Annotated in this window: 16 protein-coding genes; 8 read left to right on the top strand and 8 right to left on the bottom strand. The window is 57.5% G+C overall.

The features are described 5' to 3' along the window. Positions 1-254 precede the first annotated feature (254 nt). The 3 genes from argH to argC form a co-directional block, all read right to left on the bottom strand. Positions 255-1,628 carry an argininosuccinate lyase gene (gene argH, locus ACOTXC_RS18205; RefSeq protein ID WP_126490455.1) on the bottom strand — a complete coding sequence of 458 codons (1,374 nt, stop codon included), beginning with the start codon at positions 1,626-1,628 and terminating at the stop codon, positions 255-257. A gap of 105 nt (positions 1,629-1,733) precedes the next feature. Further along, entirely contained in the window at positions 1,734-2,510 is a 777-nt protein-coding gene (gene argB, locus ACOTXC_RS18200) for an acetylglutamate kinase (RefSeq protein ID WP_094948456.1), read from the bottom strand. Positions 2,511-2,516: 6 nt separating this feature from the next. Continuing rightward, complete coding sequence (argC, locus tag ACOTXC_RS18195; protein ID WP_023298889.1) at positions 2,517-3,521, bottom strand: N-acetyl-gamma-glutamyl-phosphate reductase; 1,005 nt, start codon at positions 3,519-3,521, stop codon at positions 2,517-2,519. 88 nt (positions 3,522-3,609) lie between these two features. On the opposite strand from argC, the gene argE reads away from it, so the two are divergent. From argE to gldA, 5 genes are all read left to right on the top strand, one after another. Further along, positions 3,610-4,761 carry an acetylornithine deacetylase gene (argE, locus tag ACOTXC_RS18190; RefSeq protein ID WP_015569956.1) on the top strand — a complete coding sequence of 384 codons (1,152 nt, stop codon included), beginning with the start codon at positions 3,610-3,612 and terminating at the stop codon, positions 4,759-4,761. A 306-nt stretch (positions 4,762-5,067) separates the two neighbouring features. Beyond that, complete coding sequence (gene ppc / locus ACOTXC_RS18185) at positions 5,068-7,719, top strand: phosphoenolpyruvate carboxylase (RefSeq protein ID WP_022649787.1); 2,652 nt, start codon at positions 5,068-5,070, stop codon at positions 7,717-7,719. A gap of 102 nt (positions 7,720-7,821) precedes the next feature. Continuing rightward, a complete protein-coding gene (locus tag ACOTXC_RS18180) occupies positions 7,822-8,586 on the top strand; it encodes a helix-turn-helix transcriptional regulator (protein ID WP_023298892.1) in 765 nt (254 codons plus the stop codon). A gap of 128 nt (positions 8,587-8,714) precedes the next feature. Beyond that, positions 8,715-9,377, top strand: coding sequence for a fructose-6-phosphate aldolase (fsa, locus tag ACOTXC_RS18175; protein ID WP_317579383.1), 663 nt, complete (start codon positions 8,715-8,717; stop codon positions 9,375-9,377). Between the two features lie 12 nt (positions 9,378-9,389). Beyond that, positions 9,390-10,493, top strand: a complete 1,104-nt coding sequence (gene gldA / locus ACOTXC_RS18170; RefSeq protein WP_023307182.1) for a bifunctional L-1,2-propanediol dehydrogenase/glycerol dehydrogenase — start codon at positions 9,390-9,392, stop codon at positions 10,491-10,493. Positions 10,494-10,584: 91 nt separating this feature from the next. Here the strand turns inward: gldA and katG are convergent, their stop codons facing one another. From katG to metB, 4 genes are all read right to left on the bottom strand, one after another. Further along, the gene (gene katG, locus ACOTXC_RS18165) at positions 10,585-12,765 is read right to left on the bottom strand and encodes a catalase/peroxidase HPI (RefSeq protein WP_023298895.1); all 2,181 of its coding nucleotides are present in this window, start codon (positions 12,763-12,765) and stop codon (positions 10,585-10,587) included. Positions 12,766-12,909: 144 nt separating this feature from the next. Then, on the bottom strand, positions 12,910-13,800 hold the full coding sequence (metF, locus tag ACOTXC_RS18160) for a methylenetetrahydrofolate reductase (RefSeq protein ID WP_022649792.1): 891 nt from the start codon (positions 13,798-13,800) through the stop codon (positions 12,910-12,912). Between the two features lie 270 nt (positions 13,801-14,070). Then, entirely contained in the window at positions 14,071-16,503 is a 2,433-nt protein-coding gene (locus ACOTXC_RS18155; RefSeq protein WP_023298896.1) for a bifunctional aspartate kinase/homoserine dehydrogenase II, read from the bottom strand. A gap of 2 nt (positions 16,504-16,505) precedes the next feature. Continuing rightward, on the bottom strand, positions 16,506-17,666 hold the full coding sequence (metB, locus tag ACOTXC_RS18150; RefSeq protein WP_017383102.1) for a cystathionine gamma-synthase: 1,161 nt from the start codon (positions 17,664-17,666) through the stop codon (positions 16,506-16,508). Positions 17,667-17,941: 275 nt separating this feature from the next. On the opposite strand from metB, the gene metJ reads away from it, so the two are divergent. Continuing rightward, positions 17,942-18,259 carry a met regulon transcriptional regulator MetJ gene (gene metJ / locus ACOTXC_RS18145; protein ID WP_006179183.1) on the top strand — a complete coding sequence of 106 codons (318 nt, stop codon included), beginning with the start codon at positions 17,942-17,944 and terminating at the stop codon, positions 18,257-18,259. Between the two features lie 48 nt (positions 18,260-18,307). Here metJ and rpmE read toward each other — a convergent pair whose 3' ends face one another. After that, complete coding sequence (gene rpmE, locus ACOTXC_RS18140; RefSeq protein ID WP_003862040.1) at positions 18,308-18,520, bottom strand: 50S ribosomal protein L31; 213 nt, start codon at positions 18,518-18,520, stop codon at positions 18,308-18,310. Between the two features lie 200 nt (positions 18,521-18,720). On the opposite strand from rpmE, the gene priA reads away from it, so the two are divergent. Then, positions 18,721-20,916, top strand: a complete 2,196-nt coding sequence (gene priA, locus ACOTXC_RS18135) for a primosomal protein N' (RefSeq protein WP_171936294.1) — start codon at positions 18,721-18,723, stop codon at positions 20,914-20,916. A gap of 119 nt (positions 20,917-21,035) precedes the next feature. Next, positions 21,036-22,061: a DNA-binding transcriptional regulator CytR gene (cytR, locus tag ACOTXC_RS18130; protein WP_022649794.1), complete on the top strand. Its 1,026-nt coding sequence runs from the start codon at positions 21,036-21,038 to the stop codon at positions 22,059-22,061. The last annotated feature ends 63 nt before the right edge of the window (positions 22,062-22,124 follow it).

The following is a 22,124-nucleotide window of genomic DNA, read 5'->3' as shown; positions in this document are numbered from 1 at the left end:
GAACGATTATCCCTATCAAGCATTCTGTTGAATAATACATCACATAGACGAGGCGGCACGTGTTTGACCCAAAACGCCCCCGCACCGTCAGCGAGTTTCTCTCAAAACTCGAAAAACTAAAGCCAACGTGAACTTTTGCGGACCCCGTGGTCCGCTTTTTTTTGCGTATAAAAAAGCCCGGCACTAAGCCAGGCTCCGTTTTTCTCCCTCTCCCTGTGGAAGAGGGCCGGGGTGAGGGCACCAGCCCGCACAAATCAAACCAACCGGTTTTTCGCGTCCGCAATCGCCTGCGCTACCTGCTTCGGCGAGACTCCACCTTTCGCTGCACGCTTATCCAGGCAGGATTGCAGGGCCAGAATCGGGTAGACATCATCCCCGATAACCGCGCTGAATTTTTGCAGGTCGGCAAGCGCCAGCTCTTCAAGGGCTTTACCCTGACGAATCGCTTCCACTACCGCTTCACCCACAATATGGTGTGCCTCGCGGAACGGTACGCCTTTCGCCACCAGGTAGTCCGCCAGCTCGGTAGAATTAGCATACCCCTGCTGCGCCGCTTCCTGGCAGCGCGGACGTTTCACCTGAATGCCGTCCAGCACCAGCGCGCCCATATGCAGACAGTCCAGCCAGGTGTCGAGCGCGTCGAACAGCCCCTCTTTGTCTTCCTGCATATCTTTGTTGTATGCCAGCGGCAGCCCTTTCAGGGTCATCATCATGCCGGTCAGCGCGCCCTGCACGCGGCCACACTTACCGCGGATCAGCTCCAGCGCATCCGGGTTTTTCTTTTGCGGCATCAGGGAGGAGCCGGACGTCACACGGTCGGACAGCTCCACAAACCCGGCTTCGCCAGAGTTAAAGAAGATCAGGTCTTCGGCAAAGCGCGACAGGTGCACCATCCCGATAGAGGCATTCGACAGCAGCTCCAGCACATGGTCACGGTCAGAGACGCTGTCCAGGCTGTTGCGGGTGGCGGAAGCAAAGCCCAGCCAGCCTGCCAGCTGCTCACGGTCGATTTCATAAGCCGTACCGGCCAGCGCGCCGCTGCCCAGCGGGCTGACGTCCAGACGCGTTAAGGTATCCTGTAAACGGCTCTCATCACGCGCCAGCATCTCAACGTAGGCCAGACACCAGTGCGCAAAGGTCACCGGCTGTGCGCGTTGCAGGTGGGTATAACCCGGCATCACCGCATCCTGATTGTTCTGCGCAGTGTCCACCAGCGCGCTCTGCAGCTGACGATTCGCCGCCAGCAGTTCGCCGACGGTCTCTTTACACCACAGCTTCAGGTCGGTCGCCACCTGGTCATTACGGCTACGCCCGGTATGGAGCTTTTTACCCAGCTGGCCGACTTTGTCGATAAGTTTGCCTTCCACCCAGCTGTGAATATCTTCGGCATCGCTCTGGAGGATTTGCTGCGGATCCAGACGCACCTCTTCCAGCAGATTATTCAGCGCCTCTTCCAGCTGCTGCTGTTCCTCTGCGGTCAGCACGCCCACGGTCACCAGCGCTTTGGACCAGGCCACAGAGCCGACAATATCCTGTTCGGCCAGGCGGTAGTCGAAGCGCAAAGAGTCGTTGAACTGTTTGAACCGCTGATCCGCTGCCTGTGTAAAACGCCCACCCCAAAGTGCCATAACGAATTTCCTTAATGATGATATTTTTGCCCGGTGGCGCTGCGCTTACCGGGCCTACAAAATTCACGTAGGCCGGATAAGCGAAGCGCCATCCGGCACAGAATCTTAAGCCAGAATACGCGTACCAATCGGCGTACCGTTAAACAGCGCCGGGAGTTGCTCCGCGTGACGCCAGGAGGCGATATCCACCGGACGACCCAGCGTGCGCGCGGCATCCAGCGCCGCGTTCACCTTAACGATCATGCCGTCGGTGATAATGCCCTGATCGATCAGCTGTTCGGCTTTTGCGGCGGTCATTTCCGCTATACGCTGGCCTTTGCCGTCCAGAATACCGCTCACGTCGGAGAGCAGGATCAGGTCTGCGCCCAGCGTGGCCGCCAGCGCGGTTGCCGCCTGGTCCGCATTGACGTTCATCAGCTCGCCCTCTTCGGTCACGCCGATTGAGCTCACCACCGGCAGGAAACCACCTTCCAGCAGGGTGTTAATCAGCTTAGGCGAACCTGGCTGCGCCAGTCCAACATGGCCAAGCGCTTCGTCGAGCTGGGTCACTTTCACGCTATCGCCATCGCCAAGACAGAGGCCAACGGACGCGATGTGGTGCTTCTTCGCCCACGCCAGCAGCGTTTTGTTCGCCGTCCCCGCCAGCGCACCAGTAATAATGTCAATCTGGTCGGCAGGCGTGACGCGCAGGCCATTTTTCTTAATCACCGGCAGGTTGAGCCCTTTCATCAGCTCGTCCACCACACAGCCGCCGCCGTGGACAATCACCAGCGGACGTTGATGTGATTCACGATAGTTCACCAGCGCGGTAAACAGGCGCTCCAGCGCTTCTTCGCTGTCCAGCAGTACACCACCGAGTTTGATAATTAATGGGTTCATCATCACACCTTAAATAAGAGCCTGCGTTTCAGGGAAGCCGAAACGAATATTTGCACACTGCATTGCCTGTGCGGCAGCGCCTTTGAGTAAGTTATCTTCTGCGGCGACCACAATCAGGTGCTCGCCCTGCACGGCAAAGCCGATGTCGCAGAACGGCAGGCCGACCACGTTTTTTAGCGCTGGTACGCCTTTGTCATACAGACGCACCAGTGGTTTATCCGCATACGCCTGCGTGAAGACTTCGCTCACCTGGTCTTTGGTCACGCCCGGCTTCAGGCGACAGGTAATGGTTTCAAGGATCCCGCGCGGGAAGCTACCGAGGTGCGGGGTGAAGATCACCTCCGCGCCCAGATGGGTGGTGATTTCAGGGTGATGACGGTGATTAAACACGCCATACGGCTGAAGGCTCACTTCGCAGAAGCTGTTGGAGATCGCGGCCTTGCGCCCGGCGCCGCTCACGCCGCTGGTGGCGTTGATCACCGGCCACTGGTCAAGATCCAGCAGACCCGCGTCGATCAGCGGCTTAAGGGAGAGCTGCGCCGCCGTCGGGTAACAGCCAGGCACGGCAATCAGATTCGCTTCTTTCAGTTTATCTGCGCTCCACTCCGCCAGGCCGTACACCGCTTTTTCGAGCAGATCCGGGTGCTGATGGGTGAAACCGTAATATTTTTCGTAGAACGCGCTGTCGTTAACGCGAAACGCGCCGGAGAGATCGAAGACCACGCAACCGGCTGCCAGAAACTGCGGCGCCAGGTCGTGACTGACCTCGTGTGCGGTGGCTAAAAACACCACGTCAACGCCGTCGGTAAACTCGCTGATGTCAGACATAGCCTGCAAAGGCAAATCAACCACGCCCTTAAGTTGTGGATGCAAATCGGAAATTAACTTTCCGGCATCATTGCTTTGCGCTGACACGGTCAAAGCGGTTATGGTCATATGTGGGTGGCGATTCACGTAGCTTACAAGCTCTGCGCCCGCATAACCGCTAGCGCCTACAATCAGCGTATTCAACATCGGGTTCCTTTATGCTCAACGTTAATGTATTTTTATTCACATTTATTGCATGAATATTGATACTATCACGACCTAAGGTGTGTCAACAATGAAAATGAACTTACCGCCATTTATCGAGATTTACCGCGCCCTGATTGCCACACCGTCCATCAGCGCAACGGAAGAAGCGCTGGATCAGAGCAATGAGTCTTTAATCAATCTGCTGGCGGGTTGGTTTAGCGATCTTGGGTTTAACGTTGAGGTTCAGCCCGTCCCCGGAACACGTCACAAATTTAACCTGCTCGCCAGCACCGGACATGGCGCTGGCGGCCTGCTGCTGGCTGGTCACACTGACACCGTGCCGTTTGACGATGGCCGCTGGACCCGCGATCCGTTCACCCTGACAGAGCACGACAACAAGCTCTACGGTCTCGGCACGGCGGACATGAAAGGCTTCTTTGCTTTTATCCTCGACGCGCTGCGTGACGTGGACGTGACAACGCTGAAAAAGCCGCTCTACATTCTGGCGACCGCCGATGAAGAGACCAGCATGGCGGGCGCACGGTATTTCTCTGAAAACACGTCGATTCGCCCGGACTGCGCGATCATCGGTGAACCTACCTCTCTGCAACCGATTCGGGCGCACAAAGGCCATATTTCTACCGCAGTGCGCGTGCTGGGCCAGTCTGGTCACTCCAGCGATCCGGCGCGCGGCGTGAACGCCATTGAGCTGATGCATGACGCGATTGGCCGCATCATGACCCTGCGCGACGATCTGAAAGAGCGCTATCACTACGAGGCGTTCACCGTGCCGTATCCGACGCTGAACCTCGGCAGCCTGCACGGCGGTGATGCGTCCAACCGTATCTGCGCCTGCTGCGAACTGCATATGGATATCCGTCCTCTGCCGGGCATGACGCTGAGCGATCTGGATGGCTTACTGAACGAAGCGCTGGCCCCGGTCAGCGAGCGCTGGCCGGGACGTCTGACGGTCTCCGAACTGCATCCGCCGATTCCAGGCTACGAATGCCCGCCTGACCACCAGCTGGTTCAGGTGGTGGAAAAACTGCTCGGAGAGAAAACCGACGTGGTGAACTACTGTACCGAAGCGCCGTTTATTCAGACCCTGTGCCCGACGCTGGTTCTGGGCCCTGGCTCCATCAACCAGGCCCACCAGCCGGACGAATATCTCGAAACCCGCTTCATCAAGCCCACCCGCGAACTCATTACCCAGGTTGTGCATCACTTCTGCTGGCATTAAAACGGCCCCTCACCCTGCCCTCTCCCCAAAGGGGAGAGGGTGTTCAAGTTCCCTCTCCCCTTTGGGGAGAGGGTTAGGGTGAGGGGAGTAAATCCCGCGATCTCCGTCACATTCCCATAAGCATCTCTTATCTGACGCAATACGAATTAAATTTCGTAAATTGCCCGCATTTATTCATCTGCTGAACCGTTTTCGCAGCAATTGACGACGGGGGTTTTACGTGGCTTTATAAAGGGAGATGACAAAATAATGTCCAGAAAATTTTCGCCTGGGCATAAACAAAAATGATGGGGTGACTGGGTTTTTATGAACGAACAATATTCCGCGTTGCGTAGTAATGTCAGTATGCTCGGCAAAGTGCTTGGAGATACCATCAAAGATGCGTTGGGGGAGAACATCCTCGACCGTGTTGAAACCATCCGCAAGCTGTCCAAATCTTCCCGCGCCGGTAACGAGGCCAATCGTCAGGAGCTGCTCACCACCTTGCAGAACCTCTCTAATGATGAGCTACTGCCCGTTGCCCGCGCCTTCAGCCAGTTTCTGAACCTGGCAAACACCGCTGAGCAATACCACAGCATTTCGCCAAAAGGCGAAGCGGCCAGCAACCCGGAAGTCATTGCCCGCACCCTTCGTAAACTCAAAGATCAGCCCAACCTCAACGAAGCGACCATCAAAAAAGCGGTGGAATCCCTTTCGCTGGAGCTGGTGCTGACCGCACACCCAACCGAAATCACACGTCGTACGCTGATCCACAAAATGGTGGAAGTGAACAACTGTCTGAAGCAGTTGGATAACAAAGACATTGCCGACTACGAACGTAACCAGCTTATGCGCCGCCTGCGCCAGCTGATTGCTCAGTCCTGGCACACCGATGAAATTCGTAAGCATCGCCCAAGCCCGGTCGACGAAGCCAAATGGGGCTTTGCGGTGGTGGAAAACAGCCTGTGGGAAGGGGTGCCAAACTACCTGCGCGAGCTTAACGAACAGCTGGAAGAAAATCTGGGCTATCGCCTGCCGGTCGACTTTGTGCCGGTTCGCTTCACTTCCTGGATGGGCGGCGACCGCGACGGCAACCCGAACGTGACGGCGGAAATCACCCGTCACGTCCTGTTGTTGAGCCGCTGGAAAGCAACCGATCTGTTCCTGAAAGATATTCAGGTGCTGATCTCCGAGCTGTCGATGGTAGAAGCGACGCCGGAACTGCGCGCGCTGGCCGGTGAAGAAGGTGCCAGTGAGCCGTACCGTTTCCTGATGAAAAAACTGCGCGGTCAGCTGATGGCCACGCAGGCCTGGCTGGAAGCGCGCCTGAAAGGCCAGCGCCTGCCGAAGCCGGAAGGTCTGCTGAGCCAGAACGAACAGCTCTGGGAACCGCTGTACGCCTGTTATAAATCGCTTCAGGCCTGCGGGATGGGCATCATTGCCAATGGCGAGCTGCTCGACACCCTGCGCCGCGTGAAGTGTTTCGGCGTGCCGCTGGTGCGTATCGACGTCCGTCAGGAAAGCACCCGTCATACCGAAGCGCTGGGCGAGCTGACCCGTTATCTCGGCATTGGCGACTATGAAAGCTGGTCCGAAGCCGACAAACAGGCGTTCCTGATCCGCGAGCTGAACTCCAAGCGCCCGCTGCTGCCGCGCAATTGGGAGCCAAGCAATGACACCCGCGAAGTGCTCAACACCTGTAAAGCGATCGTGGATGCCCCGAAAGGATCGGTGGCCGCCTATGTGATCTCCATGGCGAAAACCCCGTCCGACGTGCTGGGCGTTCACCTTCTGCTGAAAGAAGCGGGCATCGACTACGCACTGCCGGTAGCACCGCTGTTTGAGACTCTCGACGACCTGAACAACGCCAACGACGTGATGACCCAGTTGCTGAACATCGACTGGTATCGCGGCTTTATTCAGGGCAAGCAGATGGTGATGATTGGCTATTCCGACTCCGCGAAAGATGCGGGCGTGATGGCAGCCTCCTGGGCGCAGTATCAGGCGCAGGATGCGCTAATCAAAACCTGCGAAAAAGCCGGTATTGAACTGACCCTGTTCCACGGACGCGGCGGCTCCATTGGCCGTGGCGGTGCGCCTGCACACGCAGCGCTGCTCTCTCAACCACCAGGAAGCCTGAAAGGCGGCCTGCGCGTGACCGAGCAGGGCGAGATGATCCGCTTCAAGTACGGCCTGCCGGAAGTGACCATCAGCAGCCTGTCGCTCTATACCAGTGCGATCCTGGAAGCCAACCTGCTGCCGCCGCCGGAGCCAAAAGAATCCTGGTGCCGGATTATGGACGAGCTGTCTGACATCTCCTGCGATCTGTATCGCGGCTACGTGCGTGAAAACAAAGACTTTGTGCCTTACTTCCGCTCAGCCACGCCTGAGCAGGAGCTGGGTAAACTGCCGCTCGGCTCGCGCCCGGCCAAGCGTCGTCCTACTGGCGGCGTTGAATCCCTGCGCGCCATTCCGTGGATCTTTGCCTGGACGCAAAACCGTCTGATGCTGCCAGCCTGGCTGGGTGCCGGTGCGGCGCTGCAAAAAGTGGTGGAAGACGGTAAGCAGAGCGAACTGGAAACCATGTGCCGCGACTGGCCATTCTTCTCTACCCGTCTGGGCATGCTGGAGATGGTCTTCTCGAAAGCCGACCTGTGGCTGGCGGAATACTACGATCAGCGTCTGGTGAAACCCGAGCTGTGGGCGCTGGGTAAAGAGCTACGCGAGCTGCTGGAAGGCGACATCAAAGTGGTGCTGGATATCGCTAACGACTCCCACCTGATGGAAGACCTGCCGTGGATCGCCGAGTCTATCCAACTGCGTAACATCTACACCGACCCGCTGAACGTTTTACAGGCTGAACTGCTGCACCGTTCGCGTCTGGCGGAAGAGGAAGGTAAAGAGCCGGATCCGCGCGTTGAACAGGCGCTGATGGTGACGATTGCGGGCGTTGCGGCGGGGATGCGTAACACCGGTTGATCGGTTTTGCCGGGTGGCGCTTACGCTTACCCGGCCTACAATAGGCTTTTCGTAGGCCCGGCAAGCGCCAGCGTCGCCGGGCAATACCCTGGTATCCACACCATGCACCACGATATCCCCCACATCCTGAATGACCTGATCAACGGCACCTTGCCGCTGCGTCAGGTGCATTTCCCCCCTTCGGCTAAACCGCTCCCCCGAACGTCACCTTGCCTCGTGCTTAGCTTTGATACGGCCTGCGAAGCGTTATTTTTTTCATCCGGTAATATTCCGCTTCAACCCGCCTTTTCGCTCAACATCAGCTTCGGCAAGCAACAACTGACTCTTCAGCTCGAGCGCGACAACACGCTTTTGCAACAGCAACAGGTTGCCAGACGCGGGCCGCGAGTGGGCGCATTCCTTTTGCAGACGCTCGCTGAATTGCAAATGCAGCCAGACGATCGGGAAACGGCCAGACTGGTGGTATTAAGTTTGCTCAGCCACTGTCGCGATCTGCTGGGCAGCGATATCCATACCGCCAGCCGCAGCCGTGCATTATTTGAAGCGATTCGTCACTACATCGAAGAACATCACGCCTCTGCACTGACCCGTGAATCGGTGGCGCAGGCGTTTTATATTTCACCGAACTACCTTTCTCATCTTTTTCAAAAAACAGGCAGCGTGGGGTTCAACGAATATCTTACGCAAACACGCCTCGAGCACGCGCGTCAGCTTCTTAAAGGCTACGAGTTCAAAATCAAAGATATCGCTGCAAGCTGCGGATTTACGGACAGTAACTACTTTTGCCGTCTCTTTCGCAAGCACACTGAACGTTCCCCTTCCGAATATCGACGCCAGTATCACAGCCAGCTGATCGCCAAAAAGTAGCATTGTGATCGCTCTCTCACTTCGCCAGGGACATTACATTTATCCAGTATTTGGCAAAATTGACCTGTATTCGCCGCGACTGGGTGCGCCGTATCCTTTATTCAACCTTTCTGACTTAAGGAAAAATAATGGAACTGTACCTGGATACCGCCAACGTGGCAGAAGTTGAACGCCTGGCGCGCATTTTTCCCATTGCGGGCGTGACCACCAACCCAAGCATCGTAGCCGCCAGCGGCGAATCTGTCTGGGAGGTGTTGCCGCGCCTGCAGCATGCTATCGGCCCGGAGGGCAGGCTGTTTGCCCAAACCATGAGCCGCGACGCCGAAGGAATGGTGGCGGAAGCAAAACGGCTGAACAATGCCCTGCCGGACATCGTGGTAAAAATTCCCGTCACTGCACAGGGGCTCATCGCGATTAAAGCGCTGAAGAAAGAGGGAATTACCACGCTGGGAACCGCCGTTTACAGCGCCGCTCAGGGGTTACTGGCCGCGCTGGCAGGAGCGAAATATGTCGCACCGTATGTAAACCGCGTCGATGCGCAGGGCTGTGACGGCATTCGCACGGTACAGGAACTGCAATCCCTGCTGGAACAGCATGCGCCAGAGAGCATGGTGCTGGCTGCCAGCTTTAAAACGCCGCGCCAGGCGCTGGATTGCCTGTTGGCAGGATGTGAGGCAATTACGCTTCCCTTAGACGTAGCGCAACAAATGCTCGGCACGCCAGCGGTAGAGTCAGCCATAGAGAAGTTCGAGCAGGACTGGAAAAACGCGTTTGGTAACCTCAACCTCTAAGGGAGAAATGTTATGGACCGTATCATTCAATCGCCGGGGAAGTACATCCAGGGCGCTGATGTTCTTACTCGTCTCGGCGACTACCTGAAGCCGCTGGCGGCTCGCTGGCTGGTGGTAGGCGATAAATTTGTGCTGGGTTTTACCGAAGAAACCCTGCGTCAGAGTTTTAAAAAAGCCGGACTCCATGCCGAAATTGCACCGTTTGGCGGCGAATGTTCGCAAAATGAAATCGATCGCCTGAAAAAACTGGCCGACAGTACCGACTGCCTGGCGGTGCTGGGTATCGGGGGCGGAAAAACGCTGGATACCGCCAAAGCGCTGGCGCACTTTATGGACGTGCCGGTGGCTATTGCCCCGACCATTGCCTCCACCGATGCGCCGTGCAGTGCCCTTTCCGTGATTTATACCGACAGCGGCGAGTTCGATCGCTACCTGATGCTGCCGCACAACCCGAACATGGTGATTGTCGATACCAGGGTGGTGGCGGGCGCACCTGCGCGCCTGCTGGCCGCCGGGATTGGCGATGCCCTGGCAACCTGGTTTGAAGCGCGCGCCTGTTCGCGTAGCGGCGCCACGACCATGGCGGGTGGCAAGTGCACGCAGGCAGCGTTAGCGCTGGCTGAGCTGTGCTACAACACGCTGGTTGAAGAGGGCGAGAAAGCGATGCTGGCGGCGGAACAACACGTGGTGACGCCTGCTCTGGAACGCATTATTGAAGCCAACACCTATCTGAGCGGCGTGGGCTTTGAAAGTGGCGGGCTGGCGGCGGCACACGCCATTCACAATGGCATGACGGCGGTGCCGGATGCGCACCATTTCTACCACGGTGAAAAAGTGGCATTTGGTACGCTGACGCAACTGGTACTGGAGAACGCGCCGGTAGAAGAAATCGAAACCGTTGCGGCGCTGTGCCATAGCGTCGGGCTGCCAATTACGCTGGCGCAGCTGAATATCAAAGAGGATATTCCGGCTAAAATGCGGCTGATCGCGGAGGCGTCCTGTGCCGAAGGGGAAACCATTCACAACATGCCTGGCGGCGTAACGCCGGATCAGGTCTATGCGGCGCTGCTGGTGGCGGACCAGTATGGACAGCGATTCTTGCAGGAGTGGGAGTAATAGAAAAGCCGGGTGGCGCTGCGCTTACCCGGCCTACATGGCACTTTAATTTGTAGGCCGGGTAAGGCGTAGCCGCCACCCGGCACAAGGGTTACTTCACGTCAAACCGATCCAAATCCATCACTCGCGCCCATGCGGCAACGAAGTCGCGGACGAACTTCTCTTGTGCATCGCTGCTGGCGTAAACTTCAGCCAGCGCGCGGAGGACAGCGTTGGAACCGAAGACCAGATCGGCGCGGGTGGCGGTATATTTCACTTCCCCGCTGGCGCGATCGCTACCGGCAAACAGCTCGTTTGAGTCGTCGGTCGCTTTCCACTGGGTGTTCATATCCAGCAGATTGACGAAGAAGTCGTTGCTCAGCACGCCCTCGCGGTTAGTAAACACGCCATTCTTGCTGCCATCGAAGTTTGCACCCAGTACGCGCAAACCGCCGATCAACACCGTCAGTTCCGGCGCGGTCAGGGTCAACTGCTGGGCTTTGTCGATCAGCAGCGACTCCGTGGTGGACACATCCACCTGTGCGCGATAGTTACGGAAACCGTCGGCAATCGGTTCGAGCAGGTTAAACATCTCGATATCCGTCTGATCCTGGCGCGCATCCACACGACCTGGAGTGAACGGTACGTTGACGTAAACGCCTGCCGCTTTCGCCGCCTGCTCAACGCCCACGACACCCGCCAGCACAATGATATCGGCCAGTGACGCTTTGTTGGTGGTGCGCTGGATCGCTTCCAGAGCCGGTAATGCCCGCACCGCCGCGGCGTTAACGTCCCAGTCGCGCTGAGGTGCCAGCGCCAGACGCGCGCCGTTAGCGCCGCCACGCTTGTCGCCGCCGCGGAAGGTCGATGCCGACGCCCAGGCCACGGAAACCAGCTCGCTCACGGAGAGACCCGAGGCCGCGATTTCCGCTTTCAGGCTTTCAATATCTTCCTGCGTCGGATGGAACACCGGCTGAGGCAGCGGATCCTGCCAAATCAGATCTTCTTTCGGTACTTCCGGGCCGATGTACCGCGCTTTTGGCCCCATATCGCGGTGGGTCAGCTTGAACCACGCGCGCGCAAAGGCTTCGTTGAAGGCCTGCGGATCGTTCAGGAAACGACGGGAAATTTTCTCGAATTCCGGATCAAAACGCAGCGTCAGGTCGGTGACCAGCATGGTTGGCTTGCGTTTTTTCGACGGGTCGAACGGGTCAGGCATAATTTCCGGCGCATCCACGGCTTCAAACTGAATTGCGCCCGCCGGGCTACGCGTCTGCACCCATTCGTATTTGAACAGGTTCTCGAAGAAATAGTTGCTCCACTGGGTTGGGGTTTGAGACCAGATAACTTCCAGCCCGGAGGTGATGGCGTCAGCGCCAATACCGGTGCCGTGCGTGCTGGCCCAGCCCAGGCCCTGCGCTTCAATAGGCGACGCTTCAGGGTCAGTGCCCACGTGCGTGGCTTCGCCTGCACCGTGCGTTTTACCGAGCGTATGGCCGCCTGCAATAAGCGCAACGGTCTCTTCGTCATTCATGCCCATGTTGCCAAATGTAGCGCGGATCGCCGCCGCCGCAGACAGCGGTTCACCACTGGCGTTTGGCCCTTCCGGGTTAACGTAAATCAGGCCCATTTCTGTGGCGGCCAGCGGGCGCTTCGCCAGCGCTTCCGGGTCACGGTGAGTCAGCCAGGCTTTTTCATCGCCCCAGTTCACGTCCAGATCCGGTTCCCAGACGTCTTCACGCCCGGCACCGAAACCAAAGGTGCGGAAGCCGGAGTTCTCCAGCGCCACGTTACCCGCGAGGATAAACAGGTCGGCCCAGGAGATTTTTTGTCCGTATTTTTGCTTAATTGGCCACAGCAGACGGCGAGCCTTATCCAGGCTGACGTTATCAGGCCAGGAGTTCAGCGGCGCAAAACGCTGCTGACCGCGACCGGCACCGCCGCGACCATCAACGGAGCGATAGGTACCCGCACCGTGCCAGGCCATACGGATAAACAGGCCCGCATAGCTGCCCCAGTCGGCAGGCCACCACGGTTGTGAGTCGGTTAACAGTGCTTTGAGATCGCCCTTTAGGGCGGAATAGTCGAGCTTACTGAATTCTTTGCGGTAGTCGAAGTCTTCACCCAGAGGGTTTGAACGGCTGGAGTGTTGATTAAGTAAATCGATGCGGAGTTGTTTAGGCCACCACTCTTTGCTGCCGGTACCTGCACCCGCGCTGTGATCGACGCCGCCCTGGTGGAACGGACATTTGCCGGCGGATGCCGCGTTATTGGTCTCGTCTGACATGCTCATCGCTATGCTCCCTTTACAGTGTTACCGTTACGATATACACCACTAGCGATAAGAGATAGTTGAATTAATCCACAGATTCGATAGCTAATACCTTTTAACTTTCTGTTCGAGTAAAAAACCCTCACTTTATGAGGGATTTTTACTTTATAACGCCGGGCGGACACCCAGCGTATGGCAAATGGCGTAACTCATCTCCGCGCGGTTAAGCGTATAGAAGTGGAAATCCTTCACCCCTTCACGGCTTAAAATCTTCACCATATCCATCGCGATATTGGCCCCCACCAGCTTGCGTGTTTCCGGGTCATCGTCCAAACCTTCGTACATTTTGGACATCCACAGCGGAATGCGCACGTTGGTCATATCCGCGAATTTCTTCGCCTGTTTGAAGTTCGAGACCGGCAGAATGCCAGGGATGATTTCGACATCAATACCCGCCGAGACGCAGCGGTCGCGAAAGCGTAAATAGCTTTCCACATCAAAGAAGAACTGAGTAATGGCGCGATTGGCACCTGCGTCCACCTTACGCTTCAGGTTAAGCAGATCCGCCTGGGCGCTTTTCGCTTCCGGGTGAACTTCCGGGTAAGCGGCAACGGAAATATCAAAGTCAGCAACGTCTTTCAGCAGGGCAACCAGATCGGTGGCGTACATGTCCGGCTTACCGCTCCCCGGCGGCAGGTCGCCGCGCAGGGCAACGATATGACGAATGCCGTTGTTCCAGTAGTCCTGAGCAATCGCGCGCAGTTCATCAGGGGTGGCGTCGATACAGGTGAGGTGCGGTGCCGCTTCCAGACCGGTTCGGTCTTTAATGCCCTTAATGATGCTGTGCGTGCGGTCACGCTCACCGGAGTTGGCGCCGTAGGTTACGGAGACGAACTTCGGCTTCAGGCTGCTCAGGCGATCGATAGAGCTCCACAGGGTTTGCTCCATTTCACTGGTGCGCGGCGGGAAAAATTCAAAAGAGACGTTAATCTGGCCGTTTACCTCGGCCAGGCTCTGATTCAGGGCTTCCCGCTGGTTGGCGTGAAAAAAGCTCATACCTTACCTCTATCTTTCGCGTGTCATTGTTTGTTGTGTTGTGAACTTCTATACGTTTAGACGTCCAGATGTAAAAATGACGGAAAAGCGGGATGACGTCAACAGAAATAATCAACATTAACGGTGAGGTTTGTTCAGGGAAGATGAAGGGCGTTCATGATGGGGGGTGAGAAGGCCCCTCACCCCAGCCCTCTCCCCAAAGGGGCGAGGGGGGAAAGACCGCACCGAGCAGTCCCCTCTCCCCTAAGGGGAGAGGGTTAGGGTGAGGGGTTACAGTAGCTTAGCCAGGCGATTAATGTCGGACTGAATGGCTCCGGCGGTCACATCGCGCCCCGCACCCGGGCCACGGATCACCAGCGGGTTATCGCGGTACCAGCGGCTTTCGATGGCGAAGACGTTATCGCACGGCAGCAGCGCCGCCAGCGGATGTTCAGGACGTACCGCCTCCACGCCCACGCGCGCTTTACCGTTCGCCTCGAAGCGCGCCACGTAACGCAGCACCAGGCCCATCTCGTTTGCCGCTTCGAGACGTTGCACCATCTGCTCGTTCAGCTCGTCGCCGTTCTCAAAGAAGTGATCGACAGATCCTTCCTCGCAGCCCGCAGGCACCAGAGACTCAACGCGTACCTGACCCGGCTCAATGTCGTAGCCCGCTTCACGCGCCAGGATCACCAGCTTGCGCATCACGTCTTTACCGGCAAGGTCAACGCGCGGATCCGGCTCGGTTAAGCCCTGCTGCCACGCCTGATCCACCAGGTCGGTGAACGGCACGGTGCCGTCAAATTGCAGGAACAGCCAGGAGAGCGTGCCGGAGAAGATCCCGCTCAGCGCCAGAATGCTGTCGCCGCTATCAATCAGATCGCGCACGGTATGGTTAACCGGCAGACCTGCGCCAACGGTGGCGTTATACAGCCAGTGACGACCCGTTTTTTCGAACGCGTCGTGGATCTGGCGATATTTGTCAGTGCTGCTCGCGCCTGCCAGCTTGTTGGCGCTGATGACGTGGAACCCGTGGCTGGCAAAATCCAGATACTGATCGGCCAGTTGCTCGCTGGCGGTAACGTCCAGCACCACCAGATCGTCGTACGGGTGCGCGCGCATCCACAGGAACAGCGACTCTTCGTCCTGCTCAACCGCTTCATCGTTAAAGAAGGCCAGCGCCCGACTGGCGTCCAGCCCTTCGTAGTTCAACAGGCTGCGGCGGCTGTCCACCACGCCTGCCAGAATAAACTCAAATCCGGTACGCGCCGAAAGCGTCACCTGCTCGCGGGCGAACAACTCAAGCCAGCGGGAACCGATGTTCCCTTTCCCGAACAGTACCAGGCCGATGCGTTTTTCCGCGCGGAACAGGGAGGTGTGCAGGCCCTGAATCAGGCTTTCGGTTGGCCCCTTGCGCAGAACGGCAACCAGGCTGATGCCCTCTTCCGACTGCCAGGTGAACTCCACCGGCTGCCCTTTCAGCTGCTGCCAGAAGCGGTGGCAGTGCAGCGGGTTACGGGTGACGCCCGCGCCCACCATTGCCACCAGCGCCAGTCCCTGACGCAGGCGAAGCTCGCCCGGCAGTCCCGCTTCATCCAGAATCTTCAGGGCGCTGTCCACTACTTCAGCGGTATAGCAGAACTGCAACAGCTGGCGATCGTTATGCACGCCAACGGCCAGCGGACGCACCTGGGCACGTTTCAGGATGGTGTCGATATCTTTGTGCGCCAGTTTGAAATCCTGGCCCGCAGGCACCTGGAACTCAATCAGGCAGATGTCATCGTGGCTGGTGACAATGCGCGCGCCCGTACCGGATGCCAGCACGCGCTCGATGCGAGTGGAACCCTGATCCGGCGTGTAGCTACAGCGTAGTTGCAGGTCGATGTCGCTGCCGGAAACCGGCTGTAGCGTGCGCGCGTGCAGCACTGGTGCCGCCAGACGCGCCAGCTCGCTCGCTTCGTCGAGACGCAGCAGCGGCAGCAGGCAGGCATCTTTCACTTTGCGCGGGTCCGCGCTGTAGACACCGGCCACGTCGCTCCAGATGGTGACGCGGGACACGCCCGCCAGGGCGCCAATCTGCGTTGCCGAGTAGTCAGAGCCGTTACGGCCCAGCAGTACGGTTTCACCTGCGTTGCTGCGACTGATAAAGCCGGTCACCACAATACGTTTACCCGGATGTTGCACCAGCAGCTGTTGCAGCAGCGGGTAGGACAACCCTTCGTCCACCTGCGGCTGTGCGGCGCGTTCGGCACGCAGGAAATCACGCGCGTCGAGCCAGGCGGCTTCCACGCCAAGATGTTGCAGCACGGCGGCCATCAGGCGTGCAGACCACACTTCACCATGGCCAACCACTTCCGCATACACCGCATCGGTAATGCCGCTGTCCAGCAGAGCTGCCAGACGCTCAAGGTCGTGAGTAAAGGCGCTTATCAGTCCGTCCGCCACGTCTGCAGGCAGCAAACCGGCAATCAGTTCACTCTGGTAACGACGTAAGGACTGTTGCACCTGATGCGCAGAGAGGCGATCGGTCTGGCTCAGTTTCAGCCAGCTAATCAGCTGGTTGGTGGTGCTGCCCGCCGCAGAGACAACCATCATGTCCCCCGGCTGTGAATACTCGGTCATGATCCCTGCGACACGCAGATAACATTTCACATCAGCAAGACTACTACCACCAAACTTGTGCAGCTGACGACCCTTCGCCCCTGCCTGCGCTATCACACTCATGATTACCCCTTGGCTGCGACCCGGAAGCCATTTTCCAGATCGGCAATTAAATCTTCAGAATCTTCAATACCGGTCGAGATACGCAGCAGCGTCTCGGAAATCCCGGCGGCGGCACGTGCTTCGGGTGCCATACCTGCGTGCGTCATGGTTGCGGCGTGGGAGATCAAGCTTTCAACTCCCCCTAAGGATTCCGCCAGCGTAAACAATGACAACCCGCTCAGGAAGCGACGCAGCGTTTGCTCGTCACCGTCCAGTTCAAAACTTAACATCGCGCCAAATCCTTTCTGTTGGCGCGCGGCAATCTCGTGCCCCTGGTTTTCCGGCAGCGACGGGTGATAAAGCTTCTTCACCAGCGGCTGGGTTTTCAGGAAATCCACGATCGCCTGGGCATTACGCTGCGCCACGTCCATACGCGGTGACAGGGTGCGGATACCACGCAGCAGCAAATAGCTGTCGAACGCGCCCGCGGTGACGCCAATGTTATTGGCCCACCATGCCAGTTCAGTGACAACATCAGGATCTTTGGCAATCACCACACCCGCTACCACGTCAGAATGGCCGTTCAGATATTTCGTGCATGAATGCAACACCAGATCGGCACCCAGTGCCAGTGGGTTCTGAAGGGCCGGACTGAGGAACGTATTATCCACTACACTTATCGCTCCCGCATCCCTTGCGAGCTGACAAATTTTCGCAATATCGACTACGCGCAACAATGGATTGCTTGGACTTTCCACCAGAACCAGCTTTGGCTGTTCGGCTAACGCCTGTTTCAGCGCCTGTTCGTCGTTTTGATCGACAAACAACACGCGGTAGCAGCCACGTTTCGCCAGGCTATCAAACAGACGATAGCTGCCGCCGTAGCAGTCGTGCGGCGCCACCAGCAGATCGCCAGGTTTCAGGAACACCGTGGTTACCAGGTGAATGGCAGACATGCCGGTATTGGTTAATACCGCCCCTGCGCCGCCTTCCAGTTCCGCCAGCGCGCGCTGGGTAACGTCACGCGTAGGATTGCCGCGACGCGAGTAGTCATGCGCGCGAGGTTCATTAAATCCGGTGAAATTATAGGTGCTGGAGAGATGAATTGGCGGGACAACGCAGCCGTACTGCTCGTCATCATTCAATCCGCTACGCACTGCGATGGTGGCCTGTTTACGCGTCATGGTGAGGCTTCCTGGCGAATGAGGTGAAAAGTCAGGCACCAGAGTAAACATTGAAAGTATGGACGTCAATACATCTGGACATCTAAACTTCTTTGCGTATAGATTGAGCAATGCGCAAATAGCCGTTAAAATTATATGCTTTAGGACACGCTACAGCGGCAATATCCGTGCCTCGGTATCGTCTCTACGGTAAACTACGCAAGATTACGGTTCAAAACTGATGGTTACCGGTTTTGCACCTTTAGATTAATGACTGAGAGGATTAAAGGTATCTCATGGCTGAATGGAGCGGCGAATATATCAGCCCATACGCTGAGCACGGTAAGAAGAGTGAGCAAGTCAAGAAAATCACGGTGTCCATTCCTCTGAAGGTGTTGAAGATCCTCACCGATGAACGTACGCGTCGTCAGGTGAACAACCTGCGTCACGCCACTAACAGCGAACTGCTGTGCGAAGCGTTCCTGCATGCGTTTACCGGCCAACCGTTGCCGAACGATGACGATCTGCGCAAAGAGCGCAGTGACGAAATTCCAGAAGAGGCGAAGGTGATCATGCGTGAACTGGGTATCGACCCGGATACGTGGGAATACTGATAAGCGGATACAAAAAAGGCACCTTGCGGTGCCTTTTTTTCGGGAAACTTATTTAGCGCCCGGGATGCTGAAACGCTTGTTGAAGCGGTCAACACGGCCACCGGTTGCAACATCACGCTGCTTACCAGTGTAGAACGGGTGGCATTTGCCGCACACGTCCAGGTTCAGATCGTGACCCACGGTAGAGCGGATCTGGATAGAGTTACCGCAAGAGCAGTTTGCAGTAATCATTTCGTATTTCGGGTGAATATCTTTTTTCATGGGAGAACCTCAGTTAAGGCCGCGTCGCTCTTCCAGCCCTAACGCCAGACACCACGCGATGTTGAATGTAAGTTCTTTGGCGTAAAGTACACCAAAGGCGGCGAATCATACAGAATTTAACCAACGTATGCAAACTGATCCGCACGCCGCTTTCACTAATGTGTATACTAACGCGCCACTTTTCAAGTCAGGAAGATTCGATGCCCGTCGCTCACGTTGCCCTGCCCGTTCCGCTTCCCCGCACCTTTGACTACCTGCTGCCCGACAGCATGAGCGCCAAAGCGGGCTGTCGCGTGACCGTGCCGTTCGGTAAACAGCAGCGCGTGGGGATCGTCGTCTCCGTCAGCGATAAAAGCGAGCTGCCGCTTACCGAGCTGAAATCGATCGTTGAAGTGCTGGACGATGAACCTGTTTACTCTCACAGCACCTGGCGACTGCTACTGTGGGCGGCAGATTATTATCACCATCCTATTGGCGACGTATTGTTCCACGCCCTGCCGATTATGCTGCGTCAGGGTAAGCGCGCCAGCCATGCGCCAATGTGGTACTGGTTTGCCACCGAGCAGGGTCAGGCGGTCGACATTAACAGCCTGAAGCGCTCGCAAAAACAACAGCAGGCGTTGGCCGCGCTACGCCAGGGGAAAATCTGGCGCTATCAGGTCGACGAGCTCGAGGTGAGCGAAACCGCGTTGCAGGCATTAAGGAAGAAAGGGCTGAGCGAGCTGGCCAGCGAAGCACCTGCCCTTCACGACTGGCGCGACGGCTTTTCCGTCTCGGGCGATCGCCTGCGTCTGAATACCGAGCAGGCCACCGCCGTGGGCGCGATTCACAGCGCCGCCGATCGTTTCTCCGCCTGGCTGCTGGCGGGCGTCACCGGCTCCGGTAAAACCGAAGTGTATCTGAGCGTACTGGAAAATGTGCTCGCGCAGGGCAAACAGGCGCTGGTAATGGTGCCGGAAATCGGCCTGACGCCGCAAACCATCGCCCGTTTCCGTGAACGCTTTAATGCGCCCGTTGAGGTTCTGCACTCCGGCCTGAACGACAGCGAGCGCCTCAGCGCCTGGCTGAAAGCGAAAAACGGCGAAGCGGCGATTGTGATTGGCACCCGTTCCTCACTCTTTACGCCGTTTAAAAATCTCGGCGTTATCGTGATCGATGAAGAGCATGACAGCTCCTATAAACAGCAGGAAGGCTGGCGCTATCACGCCCGCGACTTAGCCGTGTACCGCGCCCACAGCGAGCAAATCCCCATTATTCTGGGGTCCGCCACCCCCGCGCTTGAAACGCTGCACAACGTTCGCCAGCGTAAATACCACATGCTGCGCCTGACGCGCCGCGCGGGGAATGCCCGTCCGGCCATTCAGCATGTGCTGGATCTGAAAGGCCAACAGGTGCAGGCCGGGTTAGCGCCTGCGCTGATTAGCCGCATGCGCCAACATTTGCAGGCGGGCAACCAGGTGATCCTGTTTCTGAACCGCCGCGGCTTCGCGCCTGCGTTGCTGTGCCACGACTGCGGCTGGATTGCCGAGTGCCCGCGCTGCGATCACTACTACACCTTCCACCAGGCTCAGCGCCATTTACGCTGCCACCACTGCGACAGCCAGCGTCCGGTACCCCGTCAGTGCCCGTCCTGCGGCTCAACGCACATCGTGCCGGTGGGTCTGGGGACGGAGCAGCTCGAACAGGCGCTGGCACCGTTCTTCCCTGATGTGCCCATTTCGCGTATCGACAGGGACACCACCAGCCGCAAAGGGGCACTGGAGCAGCAGCTGGCGGAAGTGCATCGCGGCGGCGCGCGCATCCTGATTGGCACTCAAATGCTGGCGAAAGGGCATCACTTCCCGGACGTGACGCTGGTCGCCCTGCTGGACGTCGACGGCGCGCTGTTCTCCGCGGATTTTCGCTCCGCCGAGCGTTTCGCACAGCTTTATACCCAGGTTGCTGGTCGCGCCGGTCGAGCGGGTAAGCAGGGCGAAGTAGTGCTGCAAACGCACCATCCTGAGCACCCGCTGCTGCAAACGCTGCTGCACAAAGGCTATGACGCCTTCGCGGACCAGGCGCTGGCCGAACGTCAGACGATGCAGCTTCCTCCGTGGACCAGCCACGTCATCATCCGTGCGGAAGATCATAACAATCAGCAGGCGCCGCTGTTCCTGCAACAGCTGAGAAATCTCCTGCAGGCCAGCCCACTGGTGGATAATCAGCTGTGGATTTTAGGCCCGGTACCCGCGCTCGCCCCGAAACGCGGCGGCCGTTTCCGCTGGCAACTCTTACTTCAGCACCCTTCGCGTATCCGTTTACAGCAGATCGTCAGCGGCACGCTGGCGCTGATTAATACCCTGCCGGAAGCGCGAAAAGTGAAGTGGGTTCTGGACGTCGATCCGATTGAAGGCTGAAGACGGATCGAAAAATTTAATGCGCCTCACACTTTTTATGAAAATTCTGTAACCGATTCCATTAACTATCTGTAAAAATGGTGCGGTCCGCAGTTCGGTGTTCAGGCGAGGAGAAGACGTTGAAGTCCAGGAAAGAGGTTGCCTCGGCGACCATGAAAGACGTTGCCGAGAAAGCACAAGTCTCAACAGCAACCGTGTCCCGCGCATTGATGAACCCTGACAAAGTCTCCCAGGCGACCCGAAACCGGGTTGAAAAGGCGGCGCTTGAGGTCGGTTATTTCCCGCAAGCCATGGGGCGCAACGTTAAACGCAACGAATCCCGCACCATCCTGGTGATCGTGCCGGACATCTGCGATCCCTTCTTCAGCGAAATCATCCGCGGCATTGAGGTCACGGCCGCCGCCCAGGGCTATCTGGTGCTGATTGGTGATTGTGCCCACCAGAACCAGCAGGAAAAAACGTTCATCGACCTGATCATCACCAAGCAGATTGATGGCATGCTGCTGCTTGGCTCACGCCTGCCGTTTGATGCCAGCATTGAAGAACAGCGCAATTTACCGCCAATGGTCATGGCGAACGAATTCGCGCCGGAGCTGGAGCTGCCGACCGTTCATATCGATAACCTCACCGCCGCGTTCAACGCCGTGAACTATCTTCAGGAGCTGGGGCATAAGCGTATCGGTTGTATTGCCGGACCAGAAGAGATGCCGCTGTGTCATTACCGGTTGCAGGGCTACGTTCAGGCGCTTCGCCGTACCGGGGCTGTTGTCGATCCGCACTACATTGCGCGCGGTGATTTCACCTTTGAAGCGGGCGGGCAGGCGCTGGAAAAATTGCTTGCCTTGCCAGAACCGCCTACCGCGGTCTTCTGCCACAGCGACGTGATGGCGCTGGGGGCGTTATCCTACGCCAAACGTCACGGCCTGCGCGTGCCAAAGGACCTGTCGATAATCGGTTTTGATAATATTTCGCTTTCGGAGTTTTGCGATCCGCCGCTTTCGACTGTTTCGCAGCCGCGGTATGACATTGGCCGGGAAGCGATGCTGCTTTTGCTGGATCAGCTGCACGGTCAAACAGTTAGCAGTGGGTCACGACTACTGGATTGTGAGCTGATTGTGCGCGGCTCTACCCAGGCATTAACTTAAAGTAAATACCTTTCGACACCCTTATCTGGTCAAAGCCCCGTCGCTTAAGTAACATGGCGGGCT

Origin of the sequence: Enterobacter cloacae complex sp. IR5428 (assembly GCF_049238585.1) — a bacterium.
GTDB lineage: Bacteria > Pseudomonadota > Gammaproteobacteria > Enterobacterales > Enterobacteriaceae > Enterobacter > Enterobacter intestinihominis.
The sequence above is the reverse complement of the archived record's forward strand: the minus strand, read 5'-3'. Positions and strand labels throughout refer to the sequence as shown.